Consider the following 22,472-nt stretch of genomic DNA (forward strand, 5'->3'; position numbering starts at 1 on the left):
CGGTTTTTATTTTATGTTTGGTTCCGTCAACTGTAGGAGTTTTGAGGGGCTGAGCTAGTAGACCATAGGCGTAGTAAGGGGCGATTAGTTTACCGTGGCTCAATCTCTGTAACGCTCGCCGAAACATGCCCTTGGCCGAATTGGGTGCGAATGGTGTCGCCTGTTGAGAGTTGGTTTGCGTTTCGGACGATGTCGCCGGATTCGTTTTTGACAATGGCGTAACCTCGGCCGAGCGTGGCGAGGGGGCTGACAACATTCAGAGTTTGCGCCTGCAGCTGGAGCTTGTCTTGTTGCAGTCTCAGGTTGTGCTGTATCGCCGCATGCATGCGTTCACTCAGTCTGACCACTTGCTCTTGTGTGCTGAAGAGGAGTTTCTGGGGAGATTGGGTTTTCAGCCGCTGGGCCAGGTGGCTGGTTGCAAGCGACTGGTGTTCCATTTTTTGCCGCATGGCCTTGTTCAGGCGCATGTCGAGCTCGTCCATGCGTTGTGCTTTGTCCTGCAGTTCCCGGCGAGGGTCCCGAAGGCGAGCGCTAAGGTGTCCCAGTTGGTTTTCCAGTCGTTTAAACAAGCGTTGTGCCGAGTGACCCAAGCGCACCTGTTGTTCATTCAGGCGGCGAAGCCAGTCTTGTTGGTCCGGAGAGATTTTCTCGGCGGCGGCTGACGGGGTCGGAGCCCGCAAATCGGCAACGAAGTCGGCAATGGTGACATCAACTTCGTGACCAACAGCGCTGACCGTGGGGATAGGGCAGTTGGCAATTGCCCTGGCTACCGCTTCCTCATTGAAACACCACAAATCTTCGAGAGAACCACCGCCCCGACCGATGATCAGAACATCTGCGACATTGTGCCTTTGCGCGCGCTCGATGGCGTTGACAATTTCAGCGGTAGCCGCCTGGCCCTGAACGGCAGTTGGATAAAGTGTCACGGGAATGGCAGGACAGCGTCGCGCAAGTACGGTCAGGATGTCGTGAATTGCCGCGCCCGTGGGCGAGGTGATCACGCCAATGTGTCTTGGCGTCGGCGGTAGTGGTTTTTTACCGGTTGGCTCAAACAAGCCTTCTGCTTGAAGCTTTACTTTAAGTGCTTCGAACGCTTGCTGCAGCGCGCCCAGGCCAGCCGGTTCCATGTGCTCGACAATGATCTGGAAATCGCCCCGGTTTTCGTAGAGGGTGACCTTGCCGCGAATGCGAATTTGGTCGCCTTCGCGGGGCAGGGTGCGAATGCGTTGGTTGGCGCCTCGAAACATAGCGCAGCGAATCTGGCATTTTTGGTCTTTTAGCGAGAAATACCAGTGCCCGGAAGATGGTCGCGACAGCCCCGAAATTTCGCCTTCGACCCATACCTGCATAAAGCTGGTTTCCAACAGGCGACGAGCCTGACGGTTCAGTTCACTGACGCTCAGAGCGTGGGGGCGGGTGTCCGGATAGGCGGGGGTCAATGTCGGGCTCCGTGGAATTTATACGCAATAGCCGAGAAGGTGACGGGTAAAAATAACGGAAATTCAGAAAGATGCAACCTGATGGTAAGAACCCCGTGGTTTACTGTGTTCTGTCACCACTTTATAATAGATCGATTAAGGATTTCGCTCTGCCACACCGCGTCTGGTGTGGCTCAGGAGCACCCAACTTAGCATGATCAAAAGGCGGACCCAAATGCTGCGTATTGCCGAAGAAGCCCTCACGTTTGACGACGTTCTGCTTGTGCCCGGATTTTCCGAAGTGCTTCCCCATCAGGTTGACCTGAAAACTCAGCTGACCAAAGGGATTACTCTGAATATTCCGTTGATTTCTGCCGCCATGGATACGGTGACTGACGCTGAACTGGCGGTCGCGATGGCCCAGGAAGGCGGTATCGGTATCATGCATAAAAACATGACGGTAGAGCAGCAGGCCGCAGAAGTGCGCCGGGTCAAGAAGCACGAAAGCGGTGTCGTTAAAGACCCTATTACTGTAACGCCGGACACCACCGTTCGTGAGCTGGTTGATATTACCATGGCGAACAACATCTCAGGGCTGCCTGTTGTAGATGGCAATGACCTGGTTGGCATCGTGACTGGCCGTGACATCCGCTTTGAAAGCCGGATGGATACACCGGTACGGGATATCATGACCAGAAAAGAAGATCTGGTAACCGTGAAAGAGGGTGCCGATCTGGTTGAGGTCAAAGAGCTTCTGCACAAGCACCGCATCGAGAAGATTCTGGTTGTTAACGATAACTACGAGCTGCGTGGCCTGATTACCGTAAAGGATATCCAGAAAGCCAAAGATTACCCAATGGCTTGTAAGGATGATCAGGGCCGCTTGCGGGTAGGTGCTGCGGTTGGCACCGGTGGCGATACAGAAGCCCGTGTACAGGCGCTGGTTGAAGCTGGCGTTGATGTGATTGTAGTAGACACCGCCCATGGCCACTCGAAAGGCGTTATCGATCGCGTGCGCTGGGTTAAAGAAAACTATCCGCAGGTGCAGGTGATTGGCGGCAACATCGCCACTGCAGACGCGGCCATTGCCCTGGCAGATGCCGGCGCCGATGCGGTGAAAGTTGGGATTGGCCCGGGTTCAATCTGTACCACGCGGATCGTGGCGGGTATTGGTGTTCCCCAGATTTCAGCGGTGTCCAATGTTGCGGCTGCTCTGAAAGATCGCGGCGTTCCGCTGATCGCGGATGGTGGTGTACGTTTCTCCGGCGACATCGCCAAAGCAGTCGCAGCGGGCGCGAACTGCGTCATGATCGGTAGCCTGTTGGCGGGTACTGACGAAGCGCCGGGCGAGATCGAATTGTTCCAGGGTCGTAGCTATAAGGCCTACCGTGGCATGGGCTCTCTTGGTGCTATGGGGCAAGGCTCCAGTGACCGCTATTTCCAGGATGCCAGCAAGGGTATTGAAAAGCTGGTGCCGGAAGGTATTGAGGGTCGCGTTGCTTGCAAAGGCCCGATGCGCAACATTATTCACCAGTTGATCGGCGGCTTGCGTGCCTCGATGGGGTATACCGGCAGCGCGAACATCGACGAGATGCGCACCAAACCGGAATTTGTCCGTATTACCAATGCGGGTATGCGTGAGAGTCACGTGCACGATGTGACCATCACTAAAGAAGCTCCAAACTACCGCATCGGTTAATTATTGCTTGATTTGACACAGCCCGGTTTCCGGGCTGTGTTGTTTCTTTTCAGCCCGAGGACTCCATGGCTCAGAACATTCACGATCACCGTATCCTGATTCTCGATTTCGGCTCCCAGTACACCCAACTCATTGCTCGCCGTGTTCGGGAGATTGGCGTGTACTGCGAGGTGAAAGCCTTTGATATCACCGAAGATGAACTCAGCGACTTCAACCCCAAAGGCATCATTCTGGCCGGTGGGCCTGAATCGGTTACCGAACTGGGCGGGCCGCGTGCGCCCGAGGGCCTGTTCGAAAAAGGTATTCCGGTGCTCGGCATTTGCTACGGCATGCAGACCATGGCCGAGCAGTTGGGCGGCCGGGTTGCCAGTTCGGAGAAGCGCGAATTTGGCTATGCACAAGTAAAAGTGCGCGCAAAAGGGCCGTTGCTGAACGACATAACTGATCACCTGACACCCGCCGGCGATTCTTTACTGGATGTTTGGATGAGTCATGGCGACAAAGTAGTTGCCATGCCTGAAGGCTTTGAACTTCTCGCATCGACCGAAAGCGCACCGATTGCGGCAATGCAGGACTTGTCGCGCAATTTGTTCGGCGTTCAGTTCCATCCGGAGGTCACTCATACGCTGCAGGGCAAGCGGATTCTTGAGCACTTTGTTCTGAATATCTGTGAGTGCGAAGCTTTATGGACCCCGGCCAAAATCGTAGACGATGCCGTGCGTCAGATTCGCGAGCAGGTAGGTAACGATAAAGTGCTGCTGGGCCTGTCTGGCGGTGTTGATTCGTCGGTTACGGCTGCTTTGTTGCACAAAGCTATTGGTGATCAGCTGACCTGCGTGTTCGTTGATAACGGCCTGCTGCGCCTGAACGAGGGCGACCAGGTTATGGATATGTTCGGTAGCAGCATGGGTGTAAAGGTCATTCGCGCGGATGCCGAAGATCTTTTCCTGTCCAAGCTGAAGGGCGTCAGCGATCCCGAGCAGAAGCGAAAAGTCATCGGTAACACCTTTATCGAGGTATTCGACGAGGAAGCCGCGAAGATCAAAGACGTGAACTGGCTGGCTCAGGGCACGATCTATCCAGATGTGATCGAATCAGCGGCCTCCAAGACCGGCAAGGCTCATGTGATCAAGTCGCATCACAACGTAGGCGGTTTGCCAGAAACCATGAAGCTGAAGCTGGTTGAGCCCTTGCGTGAATTGTTCAAGGACGAAGTTCGCCGAATCGGGCTTGAGCTGGGTCTGCCTTACGACATGGTGTATCGCCATCCGTTCCCGGGACCGGGTCTTGGTGTCCGGATTCTGGGCGAGGTGAAAAAAGAGTACGCTGATATTCTGCGCCATGCCGATGCTATCTTCCTGGAAGAGCTTCATCGTGCCGATTTGTACCACAAAACCAGTCAGGCATTTGCAGTTTTCTTGCCGGTGAGATCCGTGGGTGTGGTCGGCGATGCGCGTCGCTATGAGTGGGTTGTGGCACTGCGTGCGGTAGAAACCATCGACTTCATGACCGCTCGTTGGGCTCATTTGCCATACGAGCTGTTGGAAACGGTTTCCAACCGAATTATTAACGAGATCAGCGGCATTTCCCGGGTGACTTATGATGTTTCATCCAAGCCCCCGGCGACGATTGAGTGGGAGTGATAAGTACACCCCCGAGTCTAATGGACAGTGAAATCTAAGTAACTGAAAAGCCCACCGTGTTGTGGGCTTTTTGGTTTTTCACAATCGTGAAGAAAAAACTGGTGATTTCTGCGGTTTTTCCTAAGCTTAGCTAATGTTAGTCGTGCGATAGAGAAAGAGTGAGATATGGAAAATCATCACGCGGATACAAGGGATGCTGTACGCCAGTTGTTTGATACGGTCGATGCGATTTCTGTCCAGGGATACGATCAGGAGCTGAAAGTTGTTTACTGGAATATAGGCAGCGAGAAACTCTACGGCTATACCGCCGATGAGGCGGTAGGGCGAACCTTGGATGAATTGATCATTCCTGAACACATGCGCGAGGATGTTGTTACGGCGCACCGGAACTGGGTGATCAGCGGTGTTGAAATACCCGCCTCCGAGCTTACCCTGAGAAATAGAAATGGCGAGGATGTAAGCGTCTATTCAAGTCACGTCATGTTCCGGAATGCGAGCGATGAATACGAAATGTATTGCATCGACGTTTACCTGGGCGATGTAAAAAAAGCTCAGCGCCAGGCGGTTTCAAAAGACGAATTGCTGAACAGCGTTTTCCAGTCTATCCCGGATCTGTTTTTTTTGTTGACGGAAGACGGGAGAATTATTGACTGCCACGCAGGGGATAGTCAGAAGCTCTACGTGCAGTATGAGAAAATCGTTGGCAAACATATGGTCGATTTTCTGCCGGAAGAGGTGTCGGCCAAGTTCAAGGTTTCCATTGCAAAAGCAATAGCAGAAGGCGGTGTCCTGAGCCTTGAATATTATTTAGATCTACCGATTGGCAGGATCTATTTTGAAGCGAGGCTCAGCCATTTGTCTGGCCAGAAGCAGATCGTCGTTATCGCACGCGATATTACAGAGGCCCACGAAGCCGCAGAGCTTATCCGAAAGCAGGCTTATTTCGACTCTTTGACTTCGATACCCAATCGCCTCCTGTCACTTGATCGCCTATCGCAGATGGTTAAAGAGATGGATCGCAGTGGCGAGAAAGCGGCCGTTGTGTTTCTTGATATTGATGATTTTAAAAAGATTAATGATTCGCTTGGTCATGAGGTAGGTGACAAGGTTCTCGTTGAAGCGGCCAATCGCCTGAGTTCGGTGGTGCGGGACTCGGATACCGTGGGGCGATTGGGGGGAGATGAATTTATCGTGTTGCTGGGGGCGTTGGCTGAAAGTTTTGATGCCGTCGGCACGGTAGAGAAATTGTTGGGTGCATTCAGAGAACCGTTCACGATTGATGGTCGAGAGCTGATCCTGACGACCAGTATTGGGGTTGCCGTATTTCCGGATAACGGCGAGTGTGCCACCGATTTATTGCGCAATGCTGACGCGGCGATGTATCAGTCAAAAGAAGCGGGGCGTAACACCTATTCGTTTTTCACGAAGCAAATGAACGCCATGATTTTGCACCGCTTGGAGATTGAAGAGCAGCTGTACGGCGCGCTAGAGCGTGGCGAATTTGAGGTTTGCTTCCAGCCTAAGATCAATTTGCGCAGCGGGCAAATTATGGGTGCTGAGGCTTTGCTTCGATGGCACAGTTCGGTGATGGGGACTATCGCGCCGGATGAATTTATACCCATTGCTGAACAAACAGGGTTGATCGTTCCGATTGGAAAGTATGTGCTCGCCCAGTCATTGGCGTGTCTGAAAAGTTGGGGCGATGGCCAAGACTATACGATGGCGGTAAATCTTTCTCCTCGACAGTTCAGGGACCCGGATTTTATCGAGTTTGTAAAAACATCGCTCAATGCGTCTGGCGTCGCGCCAGATCGATTGGAGTTCGAAATTACCGAAGGCGTGTTGCTGATAGGCCAGGGGTGCGTCGATGATATTTTGAAAGGGTTGCATGGTTTAGGCGTGAAGCTGTCAATGGATGACTTCGGAACCGGGTATTCATCATTAAGTTATCTGCGGCAGTACGATTTTGACCTCCTCAAAATTGACCGGAGTTTTGTCGCGGGTATCACTACCATTAAAGAAGACCGTGACCTTGTTACGGCAACGATTGCCATGGCCCATAGTCTGAACTTGCAGGTGGTTGCTGAGGGCGTGGAAACCGGCGATCAGCTTGATCTTTTGCATAAGCTGGGATGTGATGTGGCGCAGGGGTACCATTTCAGTAAGCCGATTCCGGCGAATGATTTGATGGATTTCCGGTTAGTCGATACTTGTATACCCGGCGGCTAAACAAAGGCGAAGCTCCTTTGTTTGGTTAAGATGCTGAATAGTGGTATTTTTGTCGAACTTCCGGATTGCCTGCTACCGCGCTGGTTCAAGTTCCTATCAGACGACCCTCTTTATATGTCAGATTTACAAGCCAATGACGAATACTGGATGGCGCGGGCGCTGTCGCTGGCGGCTCATGCCGCTGCGAAAGATGAAGTACCCGTAGGGGCTGTGGTCGTTCGTGATGGTCGGGAGTTGGGGGTAGGCTATAATGCGCCTATCACCGGCTGCGACCCGACGGCCCATGCGGAAGTTCGCGCATTGCGTGATGCGGCCGCAAGGGCTGGTAATTACCGGCTGAGCGGGGCAACGCTTTACGTAACTTTGGAGCCCTGTACCATGTGCGTGGGGGCGATAGTGCACAGCCGTGTTAGCCGCATTGTTTATGGGGCGAAAGAGCCCAAGGCCGGGGCCGTTGAATCCGCACGGCGCACATTGGACGAGCCGTTCCTTAACTGGCAGGTGGACGCTCTTGGAGGGGTTCTGGCGGACGAATGCGGTCAAATGATCAGCGATTTTTTCAGCCGCCGGCGTGATGAAATACGCCGGAAGCGCAAACAAAATTCAGGGAAGGAGTAATCCCACGTGAAAGTACTTGTGACCGGCGGTGCCGGCTATATCGGTAGTCACGTTGTCCGTCAGTTGGCCGCGGCAGGCCATGACATCGTGGTGTTTGATAACCTGTCCACCGGATACCGATGGGCGGTGACGGCGGGTGAGTTGGTAGTAGGCGATCTTTGCGATGAGGATGCGATCGAAGCGTTGTTCGCAGCTCACGACTTTGAGGCTGTTTTGCACTTTGCAGCGAACATTGTGGTGCCCGAGTCGGTCAGCAACCCGCTGAAGTACTACAGCAATAACACACGCAATACTCTGAATCTGCTCAAGGCAATTGAGCGCCATAAAATACCTTACATGGTGTTTTCGTCCACAGCGGCGGTCTATGGCATGCCTGAGCAGACGGTACTGACTGAGGATATGCCGCTGGCACCGATCAATCCCTATGGCGCATCGAAAATGATGAGCGAGCGGATGATTATGGATCTGGCCGCCGCTTCCGGCCTCAATTACGTGGTTTTGCGCTACTTCAACGTTGCCGGCGCCAATCCGGATGGTCTTCTGGGGCAGGCGACACCCGAAGCCACTCACCTTATCAAAGTGGCTTGTGAGTGTGTGACCGGCCAACGAGAAGGCATGAGCGTTTTCGGAACAGACTACGAAACCCGTGATGGCACCTGTGTTCGCGACTACATTCACGTAGAAGATTTGGCTAAAGCTCACGTGATGGCGCTGAGTTACATGGCAGAAGGCGGTGAGTCGCAGGTGCTTAACTGTGGCTATGGCAGCGGCTTTACGGTTAACGAAGTGATCGATGTAGTCAAAGAAGAATCTGGAATTGATTTCCCGGTTGAAACTACGGGCCGGCGCCCGGGCGACCCGGCAGCGCTTATGGCCGATAATGCCAGAATCAAGGAAGTGTTAGGTTGGCAGCCCGATTACGATGATCTCAACACAATCGTGCGCACTGCGCTGGCTTGGGAAAAGATCTGGCTTCAGAAAAAATCAGCGAAATAACGCTTTAATCTATTGGTTTCGGGAAAGACTTCATGAAGATTACGATTTTCGGGACGGGGTATGTCGGTCTGGTGACAGGTGCCTGCCTGGCAGATGTCGGGCATGATGTGCTGTGCATGGACGTTGATGAGGGCAAGATTGGCAAGCTCAAGAACGGACAGATTCCGATCTATGAGCCGGGCCTGGAGTCGATTGTTGCGCACACCTATGAAGCCGGTCGCTTGTCCTTTACCACGAATGTAGAGGAGGCCGTCAAGCACGGTTCTTTGCAGTTTATCGCGGTTGGAACGCCTCCGGATGAAGATGGTTCGGCGGATCTCCAATACGTGCTGGCCGTGGCAAAATCGATCGGCCAATACATGGATGAATACAAAGTTGTCGTCGATAAGTCCACCGTACCCGTAGGCACTGGTGACAAGGTGAAGGCGGCCGTTCGTGCTCAACTGGACAAGCGCGGGCTTGAGCTTGAGTTCGATGTTGTCTCCAATCCTGAATTCCTGAAAGAAGGTGCGGCCATTAACGATTTCATGAAGCCGGACCGCATTGTGATTGGAACTGATAGCGAGCAAGCGGCGGACTTGCTTCGTGAGGTCTATTACCCGTTTAATCGAAACCGGGATCGCATGATCTTCATGGACATTCGATCAGCGGAATTGACCAAGTATGCCGCCAACTCCATGTTGGCGACCAAAATCAGCTTCATGAACGAGATGTCGAATCTCGCGGAGCGGTTGGGGGCCGATATTGAGGCCGTCCGTCGCGGAATTGGTTCGGATCCCCGCATCGGCTACCACTTCATATACCCCGGCTGTGGCTACGGCGGCTCCTGTTTCCCGAAAGATGTCCAGGCGCTGGCCCGAACCGCTCGTGATTGCGATTACGACGCCAAGCTGTTGAACGCGGTTGAAGCGGTCAATTACGCTCAGAAGCATGTGCTGTTCGACAAGATCAGTCACTACTTCCAGGGGAATCTGGAAGGCAAAGTAGTCGCCCTCTGGGGTTTGGCGTTCAAACCGAACACAGATGACATGCGTGAAGCTTCATCCAGAACCTTGATGGAAAGTTTGTGGAAAGCGGGAGCGAAGGTTCAGGCCTTTGATCCGGAAGCGATGAACGAAACACAGCGCATTTACGGCGACCATGACGGGCTCACCTTGTGTGGCACCAAAGAGCAGGCATTGAAAGGCGCGGATGTGCTGGTGATCTGCACCGAGTGGAAGGAATTCCGTTCTCCGGACTTTGATGCCATTTCGGGAGCCCTGAAAGAGCCTGCGGTGTTTGACGGCCGTAATCTCTACGAGCCGGAAATGCTGGAGCGCTTCGGCTTGACGTACTACGCCATCGGTCGCGGGCAAAATCAGTTTCATTCAGCGGGTTGACCCGGGGGTGTTGTATGTTTGAGCTTCACGAACGACTTGCCGCCGACACCCATAGCCTGGGTCGTTCGGCGCTGTGCGAAGTGCGGCTTATGAACGATCGCACCTGGCCATGGATTATTCTGGTGCCGGCAGTGTGTGGCATTCGGGAAATCTATCAGCTTACCGCTGATCAGCAGGCGCAGTTATTGAAAGAGTCGTCAGCACTGAGCAAAGGAATGATGGAGCTCTTTGAGGGTGACAAGATGAACGTGGCGGCGCTGGGTAATATGGTGCCGCAACTGCATCTTCACCATATTGTCCGGTTTCAGGACGATCCGGCATGGCCGGGGCCGGTCTGGGGTACGCAGGCGCCTGTTCCGTACAGTGATGAAGAACTGGAGCTTGTCATTGAAAAGCTCCAGCCAGTTCTCGAGTTGTTGGCGTTACCCTCTATTTGACTACTCCCGGCCCTGTTGCCATTGAGCCAGGGTTTGGGACCCCACCAGTATCATCCGCAGTTCAATTTTTAGTTTTGCTTTAAGCTCTTCCCGCTCTTTGGGTGTGGCATCCAGTGCTTCGGCGCCTTGATTGAATACCAGAGTGACCATGGCTTCCGCGACAATCCGGGCGTCGGAGATGGGCTTGTTTTGTTCTTCGGCGAAACGGCGCAGGTCGGCGGCCAATTCGGTGACGAAGTGCTCGATTTCAGCTCTTACGGCAGTGCGGAACGGTTTGGAGACGCCGGTGCGTTCGCGCAACATCAAACGGAACAAATTGGCGTTGTTGCCAAGATACTCCATAAAGGTGTCCACAGAAGTCGAGATGGCGCTGCCGTCTCGAACAATCCGCTTTCGGGCCTGACGCATCAGTTGTCGCAGGGCAACGCCGCCTTCATCGACAAGGGCCAAGCCTAGCTCGTCCAGTTCAGAAAAATGCCGATAAAAAGAGGTGGGGGCGATGCCGGCTTCCCGGGCCACTTCGCGCAAACTCAAACTGCCGAAGCCCCGGTCTGCACTTAGCTGGGCCAAGGCAGCGTCCATCAATGCCCGCCGGGTTTTAAGTTTTTGTTCTGCTCTGGTGGCCAAAACGGCTGCTCCAATTGCGGCTAAAGACCGCCATTCTAGCCGCCTGTCTACACAGAGTCATCAGCGTGGCTTAAATGCGTTGTTGTACGCCTGATTTTCAGCGTCATTGTGTTTATAATGGGCGGCTTTTCCAGTAAGGTCGCAAAAATTTCCAGCGGCCAAGATTTGTTGCAAGCAAGCAGGTGGAGATGGCTTTCCGAAACACGCTGTGAATACGTCCGTGTACGCTCGGCTCCGCCATCCATGGCTACGCACGGTTTCGGAAAGCCATCTCCACCTGCTTGCCCAGACTTAACGATTTAACGCACACATTCAGAAACTACGGGAACCGGTATGCGCAGTCATTATTGCGGTGGGATCAACGAATCTCACATTGATCAGGAAGTTACACTCTGCGGATGGGTACATCGCCGCCGTGACCACGGTGGGGTTATATTCCTGGATCTGCGGGACCGGGATGGTATTTCTCAGGTCGTTGTTGACCCGGATACCGAAGAAAGTTTTGCGCTGGCGGAAAAAGTTCGCAGCGAATACGTTGTCAAAGTAACCGGTCGCGTGCGTCGTCGCCCTGCCGGCACTGAAAACGCTAATATGCCTACCGGTCAGGTCGAGCTGCTGGGTAAAGATCTGGTTATTCTGAATGCCGCCGCTACGCCTCCGTTCCCGCTGGATGAGCACGTCGACGTTGGTGAAGACGTTCGTCTGCGCTACCGTTTTGTTGACCTTCGTCGTCCGGAAATGATCAACCGCCTGCGTTTCCGTTCTCGGGTAACCAGTTACATTCGCAACTTCCTGGACAGCCGGGGCTTTATGGATGTGGAAACGCCCATCCTGACCCGTGCAACGCCGGAAGGTGCCCGCGACTACTTGGTACCTAGCCGTACTCACGATGGTTCCTTCTTCGCATTGCCTCAGTCCCCGCAGCTGTTCAAGCAGATGTTGATGGTGTCGGGTGTTGATCGTTACTACCAGATCGCCAAGTGCTTCCGTGACGAAGACCTTCGTGCAGACCGTCAGCCGGAATTTACTCAGGTAGACATCGAGGCTTCTTTCGTCGATGAAGAAAGCCTGATGAACCTGAACGAAGACATGATCCGCGCTCTGTTCAAAGACGTGCTGGACGTGGAGCTTCCTGAATTCCCGCGCATGCCATACGCAGAAGCGATGCAGCGCTACGGCAGCGACAAGCCGGATCTGCGTATCCCGCTGGAACTGCAGGACGTGAACGATCTGGTTGAGAGCGTTGACTTCAAAGTTTTCGCCGGCCCCGCAAAAGATCCAAAGGGCCGTGTTGCCGCGCTGCGTGTACCGAAAGGTGGCGAGCTGAGCCGTAAGCAGATTGACGAGTACACCAAGTTCGTGGGTATCTACGGTGCCAAAGGTCTGGCTTACATCAAGGTTAACGAGTTGGCCAAGGGCGTTGAGGGCTTGCAGTCTCCGATCGTTAAGTTCCTGGGTGACGACGTTGCCATGGCGATTATGGAGCGCGTAGGTGCGGAAGATGGCGATATCGTATTCTTCGGTGCAGACAAAACCACCGTTGTGAACGAAGCCTTGGGCGCGCTGCGCATTAAGGTGGGCCACGATCTGAACATGCTGACCTGCGAATGGGCTCCGATGTGGGTGGTTGATTTCCCGATGTTCGAGGAAACCTCCGACGGCGGCCTGACTGCCATCCATCACCCGTTCACCGCACCATCGTGCACACCGGAAGAGCTGGCAGCTGACCCGGCGAATGCTCTTTCCCGTGCCTACGATATGGTGTTGAATGGCACTGAGCTGGGCGGTGGTTCCATCCGTATCCACGACGGCGCGATGCAAGACACGGTATTCCGCATTCTGGGTATCGGTGAGGAAGAAGCCCGTGCGAAGTTTGGCTTCTTGCTGGATGCACTGAAGTTCGGTTGCCCGCCGCACGGCGGTCTGGCCTTTGGTCTGGATCGACTGGTGATGTTGATGACCGGCTCAGCGTCTATCCGTGACGTAATCGCGTTCCCGAAAACCCAGAGCGCCACTTGCTTGATGACTCAGGCGCCAGGGGAAGTAGACGAGAAGCAATTGAAAGAGCTGCACATCCGCTTGCGCCGGTCAGCCAAAGCCGCTGATGGCGGTAAAGCTGAAGACAAAGCGTAAGTGGAAGCGACGAGAGGCGGCTTCGGCCGCCTCTTTGTTTTGGTGATCCTCTGACGGAATTGAAGGTAGGCGGATGCCAATCATTCTGGGTGTAGACCCCGGTTCCAGAATTACCGGTTACGGCATCATCCGCGTGGAAGGTCGCCAAACCGAGTATCTCGACAGTGGCTGTATTCGGGTTGGGCAGAAGCCTATGGCCGAGCGTTTACAGACCATTTTTCAAAGTCTTGCGTTGTTGATTGGTGAGTACCGTCCGGAAGAATTTGCCATCGAGCAAGTGTTCATGGCTCGTAACCCTGACTCTGCACTGAAGTTAGGGCAAGCCAGAGGAGCGGCAATCGTCAGCGCGGCTAACAGTGGGCTGGCCGTTCATGAGTACTCGGCAAGGCAGGTGAAGCAGGCTGTGGTGGGCACCGGAGGTGCCGATAAATCACAGGTGCAGCATATGGTTCAGGCATTGTTGGGATTGTCCCGCAGGCCCCAGGAAGATGCGGCGGATGCACTCGCCATAGCGCTGTGTCATGCCCATATGAATCAAAGTACATTAAAGCTTGCCGGTGTTGGCGGCAAAGTTCGAGGCGGCCGCGCCCGCCGACAATAAACAAAGATTGATGAAAGCCAAAGGAGACGGGCTTTGATAGGTCGTATTCGAGGTTTGCTGGTTGAGAAGACGCCGGGTCAGGCGCTGGTGGAATGTGCCGGGCTTGGCTATGAAGTCGATATTCCCTACACCACGTTCTTTCACCTGCCGGAAACCGGCCACGAGGTGACGCTCCATACCCATTTTGCTGTGCGTGAAGACGCACAAAGCCTGTTTGGCTTTGCTTCTTTGCTTGATCGTAATCTGTTTAGATTGCTGATTAAGGTGAACGGCGTGGGGCCTAAAATGGCCATTGGCATATTGTCGGGGCTGGATGCGCAGCAGTTTATTCAGTGTGTGGAAGCTCGGGATGTCAATGCGTTGGTGAAGCTGCCCGGCGTAGGCAAGAAAACTGCCGAGCGTTTGCTGATTGATATGGCTGATCGAATCAAGCAGCTGGAAGGCCAGTTTGTGCCCTCGGCGCCGGAACAATTGGCAGCCGGGGCGGCCAGTAGCGGACCCGCAGCGGGGTCTGACCCCAGAGAAGAGGCGGAAGCCGCACTGATTGCACTAGGTTATAAGCCCCAGGAAGCCGCGAAAGCCATCAGCAGGGTGGCTGAGCCGGATATGAACAGCGAGCAGTTGATCAGGCTTGCACTGAGAAACATGATTCCAGCCGGGTAAGCCCGGCTTTTTTGTGTCGTATGATGACACTAATGTGTATAGAGCTTAACGTGACTCAGCCCGTGCCCTTTGTACAATTAGGGCAGTTATTGCCAAGGGCGACCAGCAGGCACGTTGTATATTCCCAGTAAGCGGATAATGCCATGATTGAATCGGACCGACTGATAACGGCCAAAGCCGGAGAATATGAAGAGGTGCATGATCGCGCCATCCGCCCGACGCTGTTGTCTGAGTACGTTGGTCAGCCGACGGTGCGCGAGCAAATGGAGATCTTTATCTCTGCTGCGAGGGCCCGTCAGGAAGCTTTGGATCACACCTTGATATTTGGCCCGCCAGGCCTTGGAAAGACCACATTGGCAAATATCATTGCCAATGAGATGGGTGTTGCCATCAAAACCACTTCGGGGCCGGTGCTTGAAAAAGCAGGTGACCTGGCCGCGATGTTGACCAACCTTGAAGAAGGCGACGTTCTCTTCATCGATGAAATCCATCGCCTCAGTGCAGCCGTTGAAGAGGTCTTGTATCCGGCAATGGAAGACTATCAGCTGGACATCATGATTGGCGAAGGTCCGGCTGCACGTTCAATCAAGCTGGATTTGCCGCCGTTTACGCTGGTTGGAGCCACAACGCGAGCTGGATTGCTCACATCGCCGTTGCGGGACCGTTTTGGCATTGTTCAACGCCTTGAGTTCTACAATAACGCCGATTTGACTCACATTATTTCCCGGTCAGCCCGATTGTCTTCGGTAACCCTTGATGATGGCGGCGCTTTTGAAATCGCTCGCCGTTCTCGTGGCACTCCGAGAATTGCCAACCGTTTGTTGCGCCGGGTGCGCGATTTCGCCGAAGTGCGGTCAGACGGCCGGATTACCGCCGAGATTGCTGATCAGGCGTTGAATATGTTGAAGGTGGATAGCCAAGGCTTCGACCACATGGATCGCCGGCTGCTGTTAGCCATGATCGAGAAGTTTGATGGCGGCCCGGTCGGTGTAGAAAGTCTGGCGGCAGCGATCAGTGAAGAGAGAGGCACCATTGAAGACGTGCTTGAGCCGTTTTTGATTCAGCAAGGGTACATGGTGCGGACACAAAGAGGGCGTATGGTCACATCGAGTGCCTACCAGCATTTCGGCGTGGTGCCGCCCAACTCCGAAAAAGAGAATAGTAGTTTTGAGTGAGAAGGCTAGAGCCCCTGTTCTGGAGTTGCCGATTCGGGTTTATATAGAAGACACCGACGCCGGCGGCATTGTGTTTCATGCCAAGTACCTTCACTACATGGAGCGGGCACGCACGGAATGGGTTCGCAGTCAGGGTGTGGAATTGCGGGCCGGGCTCGAGCAAAACGTCAGTTACGTGGTGCAGAAAATGTCATTGCACTACGCAGCGCCGGCCAGGCTGGACGATCAACTGTTGGTAACCGCGGAACCGATTGCGTCATCCCGGGTATGGATGACCTTTCGCCAGCAGGTTTTGAAGGCCGATAGCCGCGTCTTGTTGTGCGAGGCTGAGGTGAGGGTGGCTTGCGTTGCTCTGGATACCGGCAAGCCACGGCGTTTGCCAGAAAATATGAGTGTGATTCTAAAGAACGTGCTTTAATTAGCTGAAAACATAGAAACTTTTGGGAGTGTACAGTGGGATCCGAACTATCAGTCTGGCATCTGATTGCGAACGCAGGGCTTCTGGTGCAGCTTGTCATGCTGTTGCTGGTTTTGGCTTCTGTGGTGTCTTGGGCGCTGATCTTTCAAAGGGTGAAGGTGTATCGCCAGGCGAAACAGGCCCAGTTGGCGTTTGAAGAGCGCTTCTGGTCTGGCATGGATCTCGGTCAGCTGTACAAAGATGTCAATGCTAACCCTACGCCGAATTCGGGTATGGAATCGCTGTTTCGGGCAGGCTTCAAAGAGTTTTCCAGACTTCGCCAACAAAGTCGTGATGCAGATGCCGTTATGGAAGGCACCCAGCGTGCGATGCGTGTTGCCTTTTCCCGAGAGCATGAACGCCTGGATCTGCACCTGCCATTTCTCGCGACGGTGGGTTCTACCAGCCCTTATGTAGGTTTGTTCGGCACCGTATGGGGCATCATGAACTCTTTCCGCGGGCTGGCTCAGGTGCAACAGGCTACTTTGGCCACCGTTGCTCCAGGTATCTCGGAAGCATTGATTGCGACAGCAATGGGCTTGTTCGCAGCGATCCCCGCTGTTATCGCCTACAACCGGTTCTCGACCATGTCTGATGCGCTGCTGAAGAACTATGAAACCTTTGCAGACGAGTTCTCCAGCATTCTCCATCGTCGGGTTCACAACTCTGAAAAGGCCGGCTCGTAATGGTTTTTGACGGTAAGGGGAGGCTAGACCGATGAAAGGCATGGGGATGATGTCTCGTGAACCGCGCAAGTCGATGTCGGAAATTAACGTGGTGCCGTACATTGACGTCATGCTGGTTCTGCTTGTGATCTTTATGGTAACTGCACCCATGCTCACCCAAGGCGTGAAGGTAGATTTGCCGGAAACAACGTCTGACCCGATCACTCAGGACAAAGACGTAGAAACCATTACCGTTTCTGTTGACAGTAATGGCGCTTATTACCTGGAAGTAGGCGATGACAGCAGCGAACCTATGTCGCTGGAAAAGGTGCGGGCACAGGTTTCGAAAATCTTGTCTCAGCGCGCTAACAGCGAGGTGCTGGTTCGCGGAGACGAGTTTGTCGATTATGGCGTGGTTGTGCGCTTGATGGCAGAGCTTCAGGCGGCGGGTGCCTCTGGTATCGGCCTGATCACCGATGCACCCCAAAATCAGCCTTAATCGGATGGCAGGATTGTTGTGAAGGGTCACGAACGGGAAACCGTAAATAAAGACAGCACCTCATTGAAATCGCCTGTGGCGATGTCTCTTGGTTTGCACCTGTTGATTGTTGTGGTGGCGTTGGCTGGTTGGTCGTGGTCCAGCCCTGTTCAGGAACCTGAGCCGCGCAGTATCTCGGCTAGATTGATTAGCCCGGAACCGAAGCCGAGCCCGGTGGTGGATGAAGAAGATCAGCGGGATGAGGCTCGGAAGCGCGAACAAGCGGCAGAGCAACAGCGCAAGAAGGCAGAGGAAGAACGTAAACAAGCTCAGCGTGAGGCTGAAAAAAAAGCCGCTGAAAAAGCTGCGCAGGAAAAAGCACGAAAGCTAGAACAGCAGCGCAAAGAGCAAGAAGCCAAGGCTCGCGAAAAAGCCGAGCAACAGGCACGCGCCAAAGAAGCTGCCAGGAAAAAGGCGGAAGCTGAAGCCAAAGAACGTGAACGCCAGAAGGCTGAGCAGGAACGAAAACGTAAGGAAGAAGCAAAGCGCAAAGCCGAAGAAGAGAAAAAGCGGCAGGAAGAACAGCGCCGGAAGGAAGAGGCTGAGCGTAAGCGCAAAGAAGAGCAGGCCCGCAAAGAAGCAGAACGAAAGCGTAAGGAAGCCGAGCGCAAGTTGAGAGAGCAACAGCTCAATGCGCTGGCAGAAGAAGCTGAGAAAGCCCGCGAAAGCGAAGCGCGTCGCAAACGTGAGGCGGCAGCAGCCCGGGCCCGGGAAGCGCAAATGCTGACCGACAGCGAGAAGTATCAGGCGCTGATCCGTGACCGGTTGGCTCAGGCTTGGTATCCGCCGGCTTCGGCCACTGAAAACATGGTAGCGCGACTGCAAATTACGTTACTGCCGACCGGCGAATTGCAAAGTGTCAGTTTGGTCAGCAGCAGTGGTAATACCGCGTTCGATAACTCGGCACTGAGCGCTGTGCGGTCTTTGAATCGATACCCGGTGCCGGGCGACAGGGATACGTTTGAACGATATTTCCGGCAATTTACGATTGAATTCAACCCCAAACGGTGGCGGTGAGGCAAAACATGCATAAGAGCAATAATTCGAGACATGGACTGGCAAAACGACATCTAACCGCGATTGGCTGGTTGCTGGTTATGTGTTTTGTTGCATCGAGTGCCCGTGCAGAGTTGCTGATTCGAATCACTGAGGGCGCAAACTCCGCTATTCCGGTGGCGGTTGTTCCATTCGCAGAGAGTGGCGCCATGCCAGCTGGTGACAAGGTCAGCAGCATCGTGCAAGCCGACTTAACGATGAGTGGCGAGTTCAAGCCGTTAGATCCTTCGAAAATGCTGAGCCTTCCATCTGAGCGTTCGGAAGTGTACTTCCGAGACTGGCGGATGCTGGGTCAGCGATATGTATTGGTTGGCCAGTTGTCGAACAATGGCGGTCGGGTTGAGGCACGTTACGAGCTTTTTGATGTGAATCGGGAGCAGCGGATCCTGGGCGCGACGGCTGCGGCACCGTCGGGTAATGTGCGCTCATTGGCGCATCACATCAGTGATCGAGTCTACGAAGCGATTACCGGCGAGCCCGGTGCGTTTTCCACCAAGTTGGCCTACGTAACGCTATCCGGCACGGGTAAAAACAGCGTTTACCGCCTGCATGTCAGTGATATTGATGGCCAGCGTTCGAAAGTGCGTTTGGAAAGTGCTGAGCCCATTTTGTCTCCAGCCTGGTCCCCCGATGGCAAAAAGCTGGCTTACGTGTCGTTCGAGACAGGCAAGCCGGTTATCTACATCCACGAGTTGGCGACCGGCAAGCGGACTAAGGCGGCTGATTTTCCGGGTTTGAATTCTGCTCCTGCTTGGTCGCCGGATGGTCAGTCGCTGCTAATGACCCTTTCGAAAGATGGCAATGCAGAGGTTTACGAGAAAAATCTGGCCAGTGGCAAGATCACTAAACTGACGAACCATTGGGCGATCGATACTGAAGCGGCCTGGGACCATAATGGAAAGGGCGTGTTTTTTACCTCGGACCGCTCAGGTGGCCCGCAGATTTATTACATGGAGCGCCCGGGTGCTGAAGCGCGGAGGATTACCTTTGGTAGTCGTTACAACGCGCGCGCACGTCCGGATTCCAAAGGCGAATTCCTATATTACGTGCATCAGCGGGACCGGTCGTTCCACATTGCGCGTCGCAATCTGAAAACCGACGAGGAGTTTATAGTCACTCGGACCGGGACAGATGAATCTCCCAGTGTGTCGCCCAATGGCCGCATGCTGATCTATGCCAATGAGCAGGGCGGTAAAGGCGTGCTTACTGTGGTTTCCGCTGATGGCGGCGCAGCCTATAGCTTGCCAGCGTCTGAGGGAGAAGTGAGAGAGCCTGCGTGGGGTCCGATTACTCGCTAACCCCTGAAAGCTAATAAAGTAAATGTCACTTAAAGAAGGAAAGTAGTTATGAAACTGTCTGCACAAAACAAAGCATTTGCCATGTTGCTGTCTTTTGGCCTGGTTGCGGGCTGTAGCTCGACCGGTGACACCATGGAAGATGGTGGATACGACTCCGGCTCAGATGTCGCCGCGATTGATCAGGAAGGCGGCTCTACCGTTTACGGTGGAGAAGACGGTGAAGGTGTTTCCTCTTCGGTTCTGAGCGAGGAAGAGCGCGCCGAGGCCCGTGCGAAAGCAGAGCAGGAAGCCTTGCGTAACATCACCACCTTTTACTTCGATTTCGACACCTCCGAGATCAAGCAAGAAGCTCGGAACGCTCTGGTGACTCACGCTCGCTTCCTGTCCAGTAACCCGCGCCAGCAGGTTCGTCTGGAAGGTCACGCAGATGAGCGTGGCAGCAAGGAATACAACCTGGCGCTGGGTGAGCGTCGTGCGAAAGCCGTTGAGCGTTTCCTGGTTGTGAACGGTGCTTCACGTGGCCAGATTGAAACCGTAAGCTATGGTGAAGAGAAACCGGTGGTTCGGGGCTCCAGCGAAAGTGCTTACGCTCAGAACCGTCGCGTTGAGCTGATTTTCAAGTAATTAACGTTAATAAACGGACTGACCCATGAGACATACACTCATGGCGGCCGTGCTCATCCCGCTAGGCTTCGGTCTGGCGGGAGCTGTTTTTGCACAGTCGTCTACGCCTGCATACCAAAATGCTGCCTCAGAAGCCCAGCGGAACGCTGGTAATAGCCAGGCAACTGCCGAGTTGTTCTATATGATTCAGCAGCTCCAAGGCGATGTGCGTCGGCTTCAGGGAAAGGTGGAAGAGCAGCAGTATGAAATTCGCAAATTGCAGCAACAGGGGAGGGACCGTTACGTAGATCTCGATCAGCGGATACTCGATTTGTCGAAAACGCTGGAGGAGAAAGCATCGTCTTCCCGCGGGGAAACAGGCAGTGCCGCGTCTTCATCGGCCAAACCGGAAGTTCGTAATTATCGTTCCCCGGATGAGGAAGAGCGGAAAACCTACAATAAGATTATCGATCTGATTCGGAACGAAAAGGCCTATGACGAGGCCATTACGCAACTGTACGAATTCGTTGATAAGTACCCGGAGGGCGACCTGACGGTCAATGCCTATTATTGGCTGGGCGAAGTGTATCTGGCCAAGCCGCAGCTTGAACAAGCCAAGCAAGCCTTCACGATTGTTGCTACCCGTTACGATGATCATCGAAAAGCGGCGGATGCGGTCTACAAGTTAGGCGTTACGCTCGATAAACTGGGTGAAAAAGGCGAAGCAAAACGTCGTATGCAAATGGTGCTGGATCATTATCCCGACTCCAGTGCGGCAGATCTCGCGCGAAAATTTCTTGGTGAAGGGTGAAATTGTTCGCATAACCACCAAGTTGGTCGCTGTTTGGTCAGTATCTGAAAAAAATTAAAAAACCCTGAAAAAAGGGGTTGATCAGCAAAAAAATATCATTAATATACGCGTCTCCATTGGGTCGTTAGCTCAGTTGGTAGAGCAGTTGGCTTTTAACCAATTGGTCGATGGTTCGAATCCATCACGACCCACCAACATAGCAAAGCCGGAGTAGTGGTTTTGCTCGAAAAAAGAGCCTTCGGGCTCTTTTTTTTTGCCTGCAGTTTTTGGGGAGATGTCTCGCTGTCCTCAATTCAAATGGGGAAGTGATATACTCGGCCTGTAACGTTCAACGCAGAGATCCATCAATGACACGAGCGCAAGACCGTATCCTTGTTCAGGAACACCTGGCTCATGCCGCTGAGCCTAAGCCTCTCAGCACTAGCGAGAAAGCCGAGCTTGAGGCCCGCATTAAACAGGTACTTTTAGACAAAGATGCTGTGCTGGTTGCTCATTACTACACCGACCCTGATATTCAGCGATTGGCTGAAGAGACAGGCGGCTGTGTGGCTGACTCTTTGGAAATGGCGCGTTTCGGCAACCAGCATTCAGCCACCACTGTGGTTGTGGCGGGTGTTCGGTTTATGGGCGAAACAGCAAAGATTTTGAACCCTGAAAAACGCGTGCTGATGCCAACGCTTGAAGCGACCTGTTCGCTTGACGTTGGCTGTCCGGCAGACGAGTTTTCAGATTTCTGTGATCAGCACCCTGACCGAACCGTGGTGGTGTATGCCAACACCTCTGCGGCCGTTAAGGCGAGGGCAGACTGGGTAGTTACCTCAAGCTGCGCACAGGCGATAGTTGAAGATCTGGATGCCAGAGGAGAAAAAATCCTTTGGGCACCCGATAAGCACTTGGGCCACTACGTCCAGAAAACAACCGGCGCTGATGTGCTCTTGTGGGACGGTTCGTGCATTGTGCACGAAGAGTTCAAGTCGAGAGGGCTTGAAGATCTCAAGGCGCTGTATCCGAATGCTGCCGTTCTGGTGCATCCGGAATCCCCTGACGCGGTCGTCGAAATGGCCGATGTGGTAGGCTCAACGTCTCAGTTGATTCATGCCGTGCAAAGCATGCCCAATGAGGAGTTCATTGTGGCTACCGATAACGGCATCTTCTACAAGATGCAGCAGCTAGCGCCCAATAAAACGCTGATCGAAGCTCCGACCGCCGGGAACGGCGCTACGTGCCGTAGTTGTGCGCAGTGCCCGTGGATGGCGATGAACGGTTTGGAGAACCTGCTTCATGTGCTGGAAACCGGCGATCAGGAAGTGCACGTTGACCCAACCCTTCGTGAAGACGCCTTGCGCCCTCTCAAGCGCATGTTGGATTTCACGGCGGGTATGAACCTGAAGGCGGCTGGTAACGCCTCCTGATGGTGATGACAGGC

Annotated in this window: 21 protein-coding genes and 1 tRNA gene; 20 read left to right on the forward strand and 2 right to left on the reverse strand. The window is 53.9% G+C overall.

Features of this window, described 5'->3' with window-relative positions; genetic code table 11:
- Positions 1-89 precede the first annotated feature (89 nt).
- Positions 90-1,439, reverse strand: a complete 1,350-nt coding sequence (xseA, locus tag JAO79_RS08860; protein ID WP_199006897.1) for an exodeoxyribonuclease VII large subunit — start codon at positions 1,437-1,439, stop codon at positions 90-92.
- Positions 1,440-1,653: 214 nt separating this feature from the next.
- On the opposite strand from xseA, the gene guaB reads away from it, so the two are divergent.
- From guaB to JAO79_RS08895, 7 genes are all read left to right on the forward strand, one after another.
- Positions 1,654-3,117, forward strand: coding sequence for an IMP dehydrogenase (gene guaB / locus JAO79_RS08865; RefSeq protein WP_199007144.1), 1,464 nt, complete (start codon positions 1,654-1,656; stop codon positions 3,115-3,117).
- Between the two features lie 65 nt (positions 3,118-3,182).
- Complete coding sequence (gene guaA, locus JAO79_RS08870) at positions 3,183-4,760, forward strand: glutamine-hydrolyzing GMP synthase (RefSeq protein ID WP_199006898.1); 1,578 nt, start codon at positions 3,183-3,185, stop codon at positions 4,758-4,760.
- Between the two features lie 165 nt (positions 4,761-4,925).
- On the forward strand, positions 4,926-6,989 hold the full coding sequence (locus tag JAO79_RS08875) for a bifunctional diguanylate cyclase/phosphodiesterase (protein WP_199006899.1): 2,064 nt from the start codon (positions 4,926-4,928) through the stop codon (positions 6,987-6,989).
- 114 nt (positions 6,990-7,103) lie between these two features.
- A complete protein-coding gene (gene tadA, locus JAO79_RS08880) occupies positions 7,104-7,607 on the forward strand; it encodes a tRNA adenosine(34) deaminase TadA (RefSeq protein ID WP_199006900.1) in 504 nt (167 codons plus the stop codon).
- Positions 7,608-7,613: 6 nt separating this feature from the next.
- Complete coding sequence (gene galE, locus JAO79_RS08885) at positions 7,614-8,603, forward strand: UDP-glucose 4-epimerase GalE (protein ID WP_199006901.1); 990 nt, start codon at positions 7,614-7,616, stop codon at positions 8,601-8,603.
- Between the two features lie 32 nt (positions 8,604-8,635).
- On the forward strand, positions 8,636-9,982 hold the full coding sequence (locus tag JAO79_RS08890) for a UDP-glucose dehydrogenase family protein (RefSeq protein ID WP_199006902.1): 1,347 nt from the start codon (positions 8,636-8,638) through the stop codon (positions 9,980-9,982).
- A gap of 14 nt (positions 9,983-9,996) precedes the next feature.
- Entirely contained in the window at positions 9,997-10,419 is a 423-nt protein-coding gene (locus JAO79_RS08895) for an HIT domain-containing protein (protein ID WP_199006903.1), read from the forward strand.
- On the opposite strand, the gene fabR is transcribed toward JAO79_RS08895, so the two are convergent.
- Complete coding sequence (gene fabR / locus JAO79_RS08900) at positions 10,420-11,046, reverse strand: HTH-type transcriptional repressor FabR (RefSeq protein ID WP_199006904.1); 627 nt, start codon at positions 11,044-11,046, stop codon at positions 10,420-10,422.
- A 333-nt stretch (positions 11,047-11,379) separates the two neighbouring features.
- Here fabR and aspS point away from each other — a divergent pair, with 333 nt between their 5' ends.
- The 13 genes from aspS (at position 11,380) to nadA (ending at position 22,458) form a co-directional block, all read left to right on the forward strand.
- On the forward strand, positions 11,380-13,179 hold the full coding sequence (gene aspS, locus JAO79_RS08905) for an aspartate--tRNA ligase (RefSeq protein WP_199006905.1): 1,800 nt from the start codon (positions 11,380-11,382) through the stop codon (positions 13,177-13,179).
- 73 nt (positions 13,180-13,252) lie between these two features.
- Positions 13,253-13,780 (forward strand): crossover junction endodeoxyribonuclease RuvC, encoded by a 528-nt coding sequence (gene ruvC, locus JAO79_RS08910; RefSeq protein WP_199006906.1) that lies wholly within the window; start codon positions 13,253-13,255, stop codon positions 13,778-13,780.
- Positions 13,781-13,813: 33 nt separating this feature from the next.
- A complete protein-coding gene (ruvA, locus tag JAO79_RS08915; protein ID WP_199006907.1) occupies positions 13,814-14,443 on the forward strand; it encodes a Holliday junction branch migration protein RuvA in 630 nt (209 codons plus the stop codon).
- Between the two features lie 143 nt (positions 14,444-14,586).
- Positions 14,587-15,618: a Holliday junction branch migration DNA helicase RuvB gene (ruvB, locus tag JAO79_RS08920; RefSeq protein WP_199006908.1), complete on the forward strand. Its 1,032-nt coding sequence runs from the start codon at positions 14,587-14,589 to the stop codon at positions 15,616-15,618.
- Complete coding sequence (gene ybgC / locus JAO79_RS08925; protein WP_199006909.1) at positions 15,611-16,036, forward strand: tol-pal system-associated acyl-CoA thioesterase; 426 nt, start codon at positions 15,611-15,613, stop codon at positions 16,034-16,036. The genes ruvB and ybgC overlap by 8 nt, the downstream gene beginning before the upstream one ends.
- Positions 16,037-16,071: 35 nt before the next feature.
- Positions 16,072-16,761: a protein TolQ gene (gene tolQ, locus JAO79_RS08930; protein ID WP_199006910.1), complete on the forward strand. Its 690-nt coding sequence runs from the start codon at positions 16,072-16,074 to the stop codon at positions 16,759-16,761.
- A gap of 31 nt (positions 16,762-16,792) precedes the next feature.
- Positions 16,793-17,239: a protein TolR gene (tolR, locus tag JAO79_RS08935; RefSeq protein WP_199006911.1), complete on the forward strand. Its 447-nt coding sequence runs from the start codon at positions 16,793-16,795 to the stop codon at positions 17,237-17,239.
- 75 nt (positions 17,240-17,314) lie between these two features.
- The gene (tolA, locus tag JAO79_RS08940) at positions 17,315-18,295 is read left to right on the forward strand and encodes a cell envelope integrity protein TolA (RefSeq protein ID WP_199007145.1); all 981 of its coding nucleotides are present in this window, start codon (positions 17,315-17,317) and stop codon (positions 18,293-18,295) included.
- An 80-nt stretch (positions 18,296-18,375) separates the two neighbouring features.
- Complete coding sequence (gene tolB, locus JAO79_RS08945; RefSeq protein WP_265091658.1) at positions 18,376-19,632, forward strand: Tol-Pal system beta propeller repeat protein TolB; 1,257 nt, start codon at positions 18,376-18,378, stop codon at positions 19,630-19,632.
- A gap of 48 nt (positions 19,633-19,680) precedes the next feature.
- A complete protein-coding gene (gene pal, locus JAO79_RS08950; protein WP_199006913.1) occupies positions 19,681-20,256 on the forward strand; it encodes a peptidoglycan-associated lipoprotein Pal in 576 nt (191 codons plus the stop codon).
- Between the two features lie 25 nt (positions 20,257-20,281).
- Positions 20,282-21,046 (forward strand): tol-pal system protein YbgF, encoded by a 765-nt coding sequence (gene ybgF, locus JAO79_RS08955; RefSeq protein ID WP_199006914.1) that lies wholly within the window; start codon positions 20,282-20,284, stop codon positions 21,044-21,046.
- A 118-nt stretch (positions 21,047-21,164) separates the two neighbouring features.
- Positions 21,165-21,240: transfer RNA gene (locus JAO79_RS08960), tRNA-Lys, on the forward strand.
- A 153-nt stretch (positions 21,241-21,393) separates the two neighbouring features.
- Positions 21,394-22,458: a quinolinate synthase NadA gene (nadA, locus tag JAO79_RS08965; RefSeq protein ID WP_199006915.1), complete on the forward strand. Its 1,065-nt coding sequence runs from the start codon at positions 21,394-21,396 to the stop codon at positions 22,456-22,458.
- Positions 22,459-22,472 lie beyond the last annotated feature (14 nt).

Source organism: Marinobacter litoralis, from assembly GCF_016427555.1.
Lineage (GTDB): Bacteria > Pseudomonadota > Gammaproteobacteria > Pseudomonadales > Oleiphilaceae > Marinobacter > Marinobacter litoralis_A.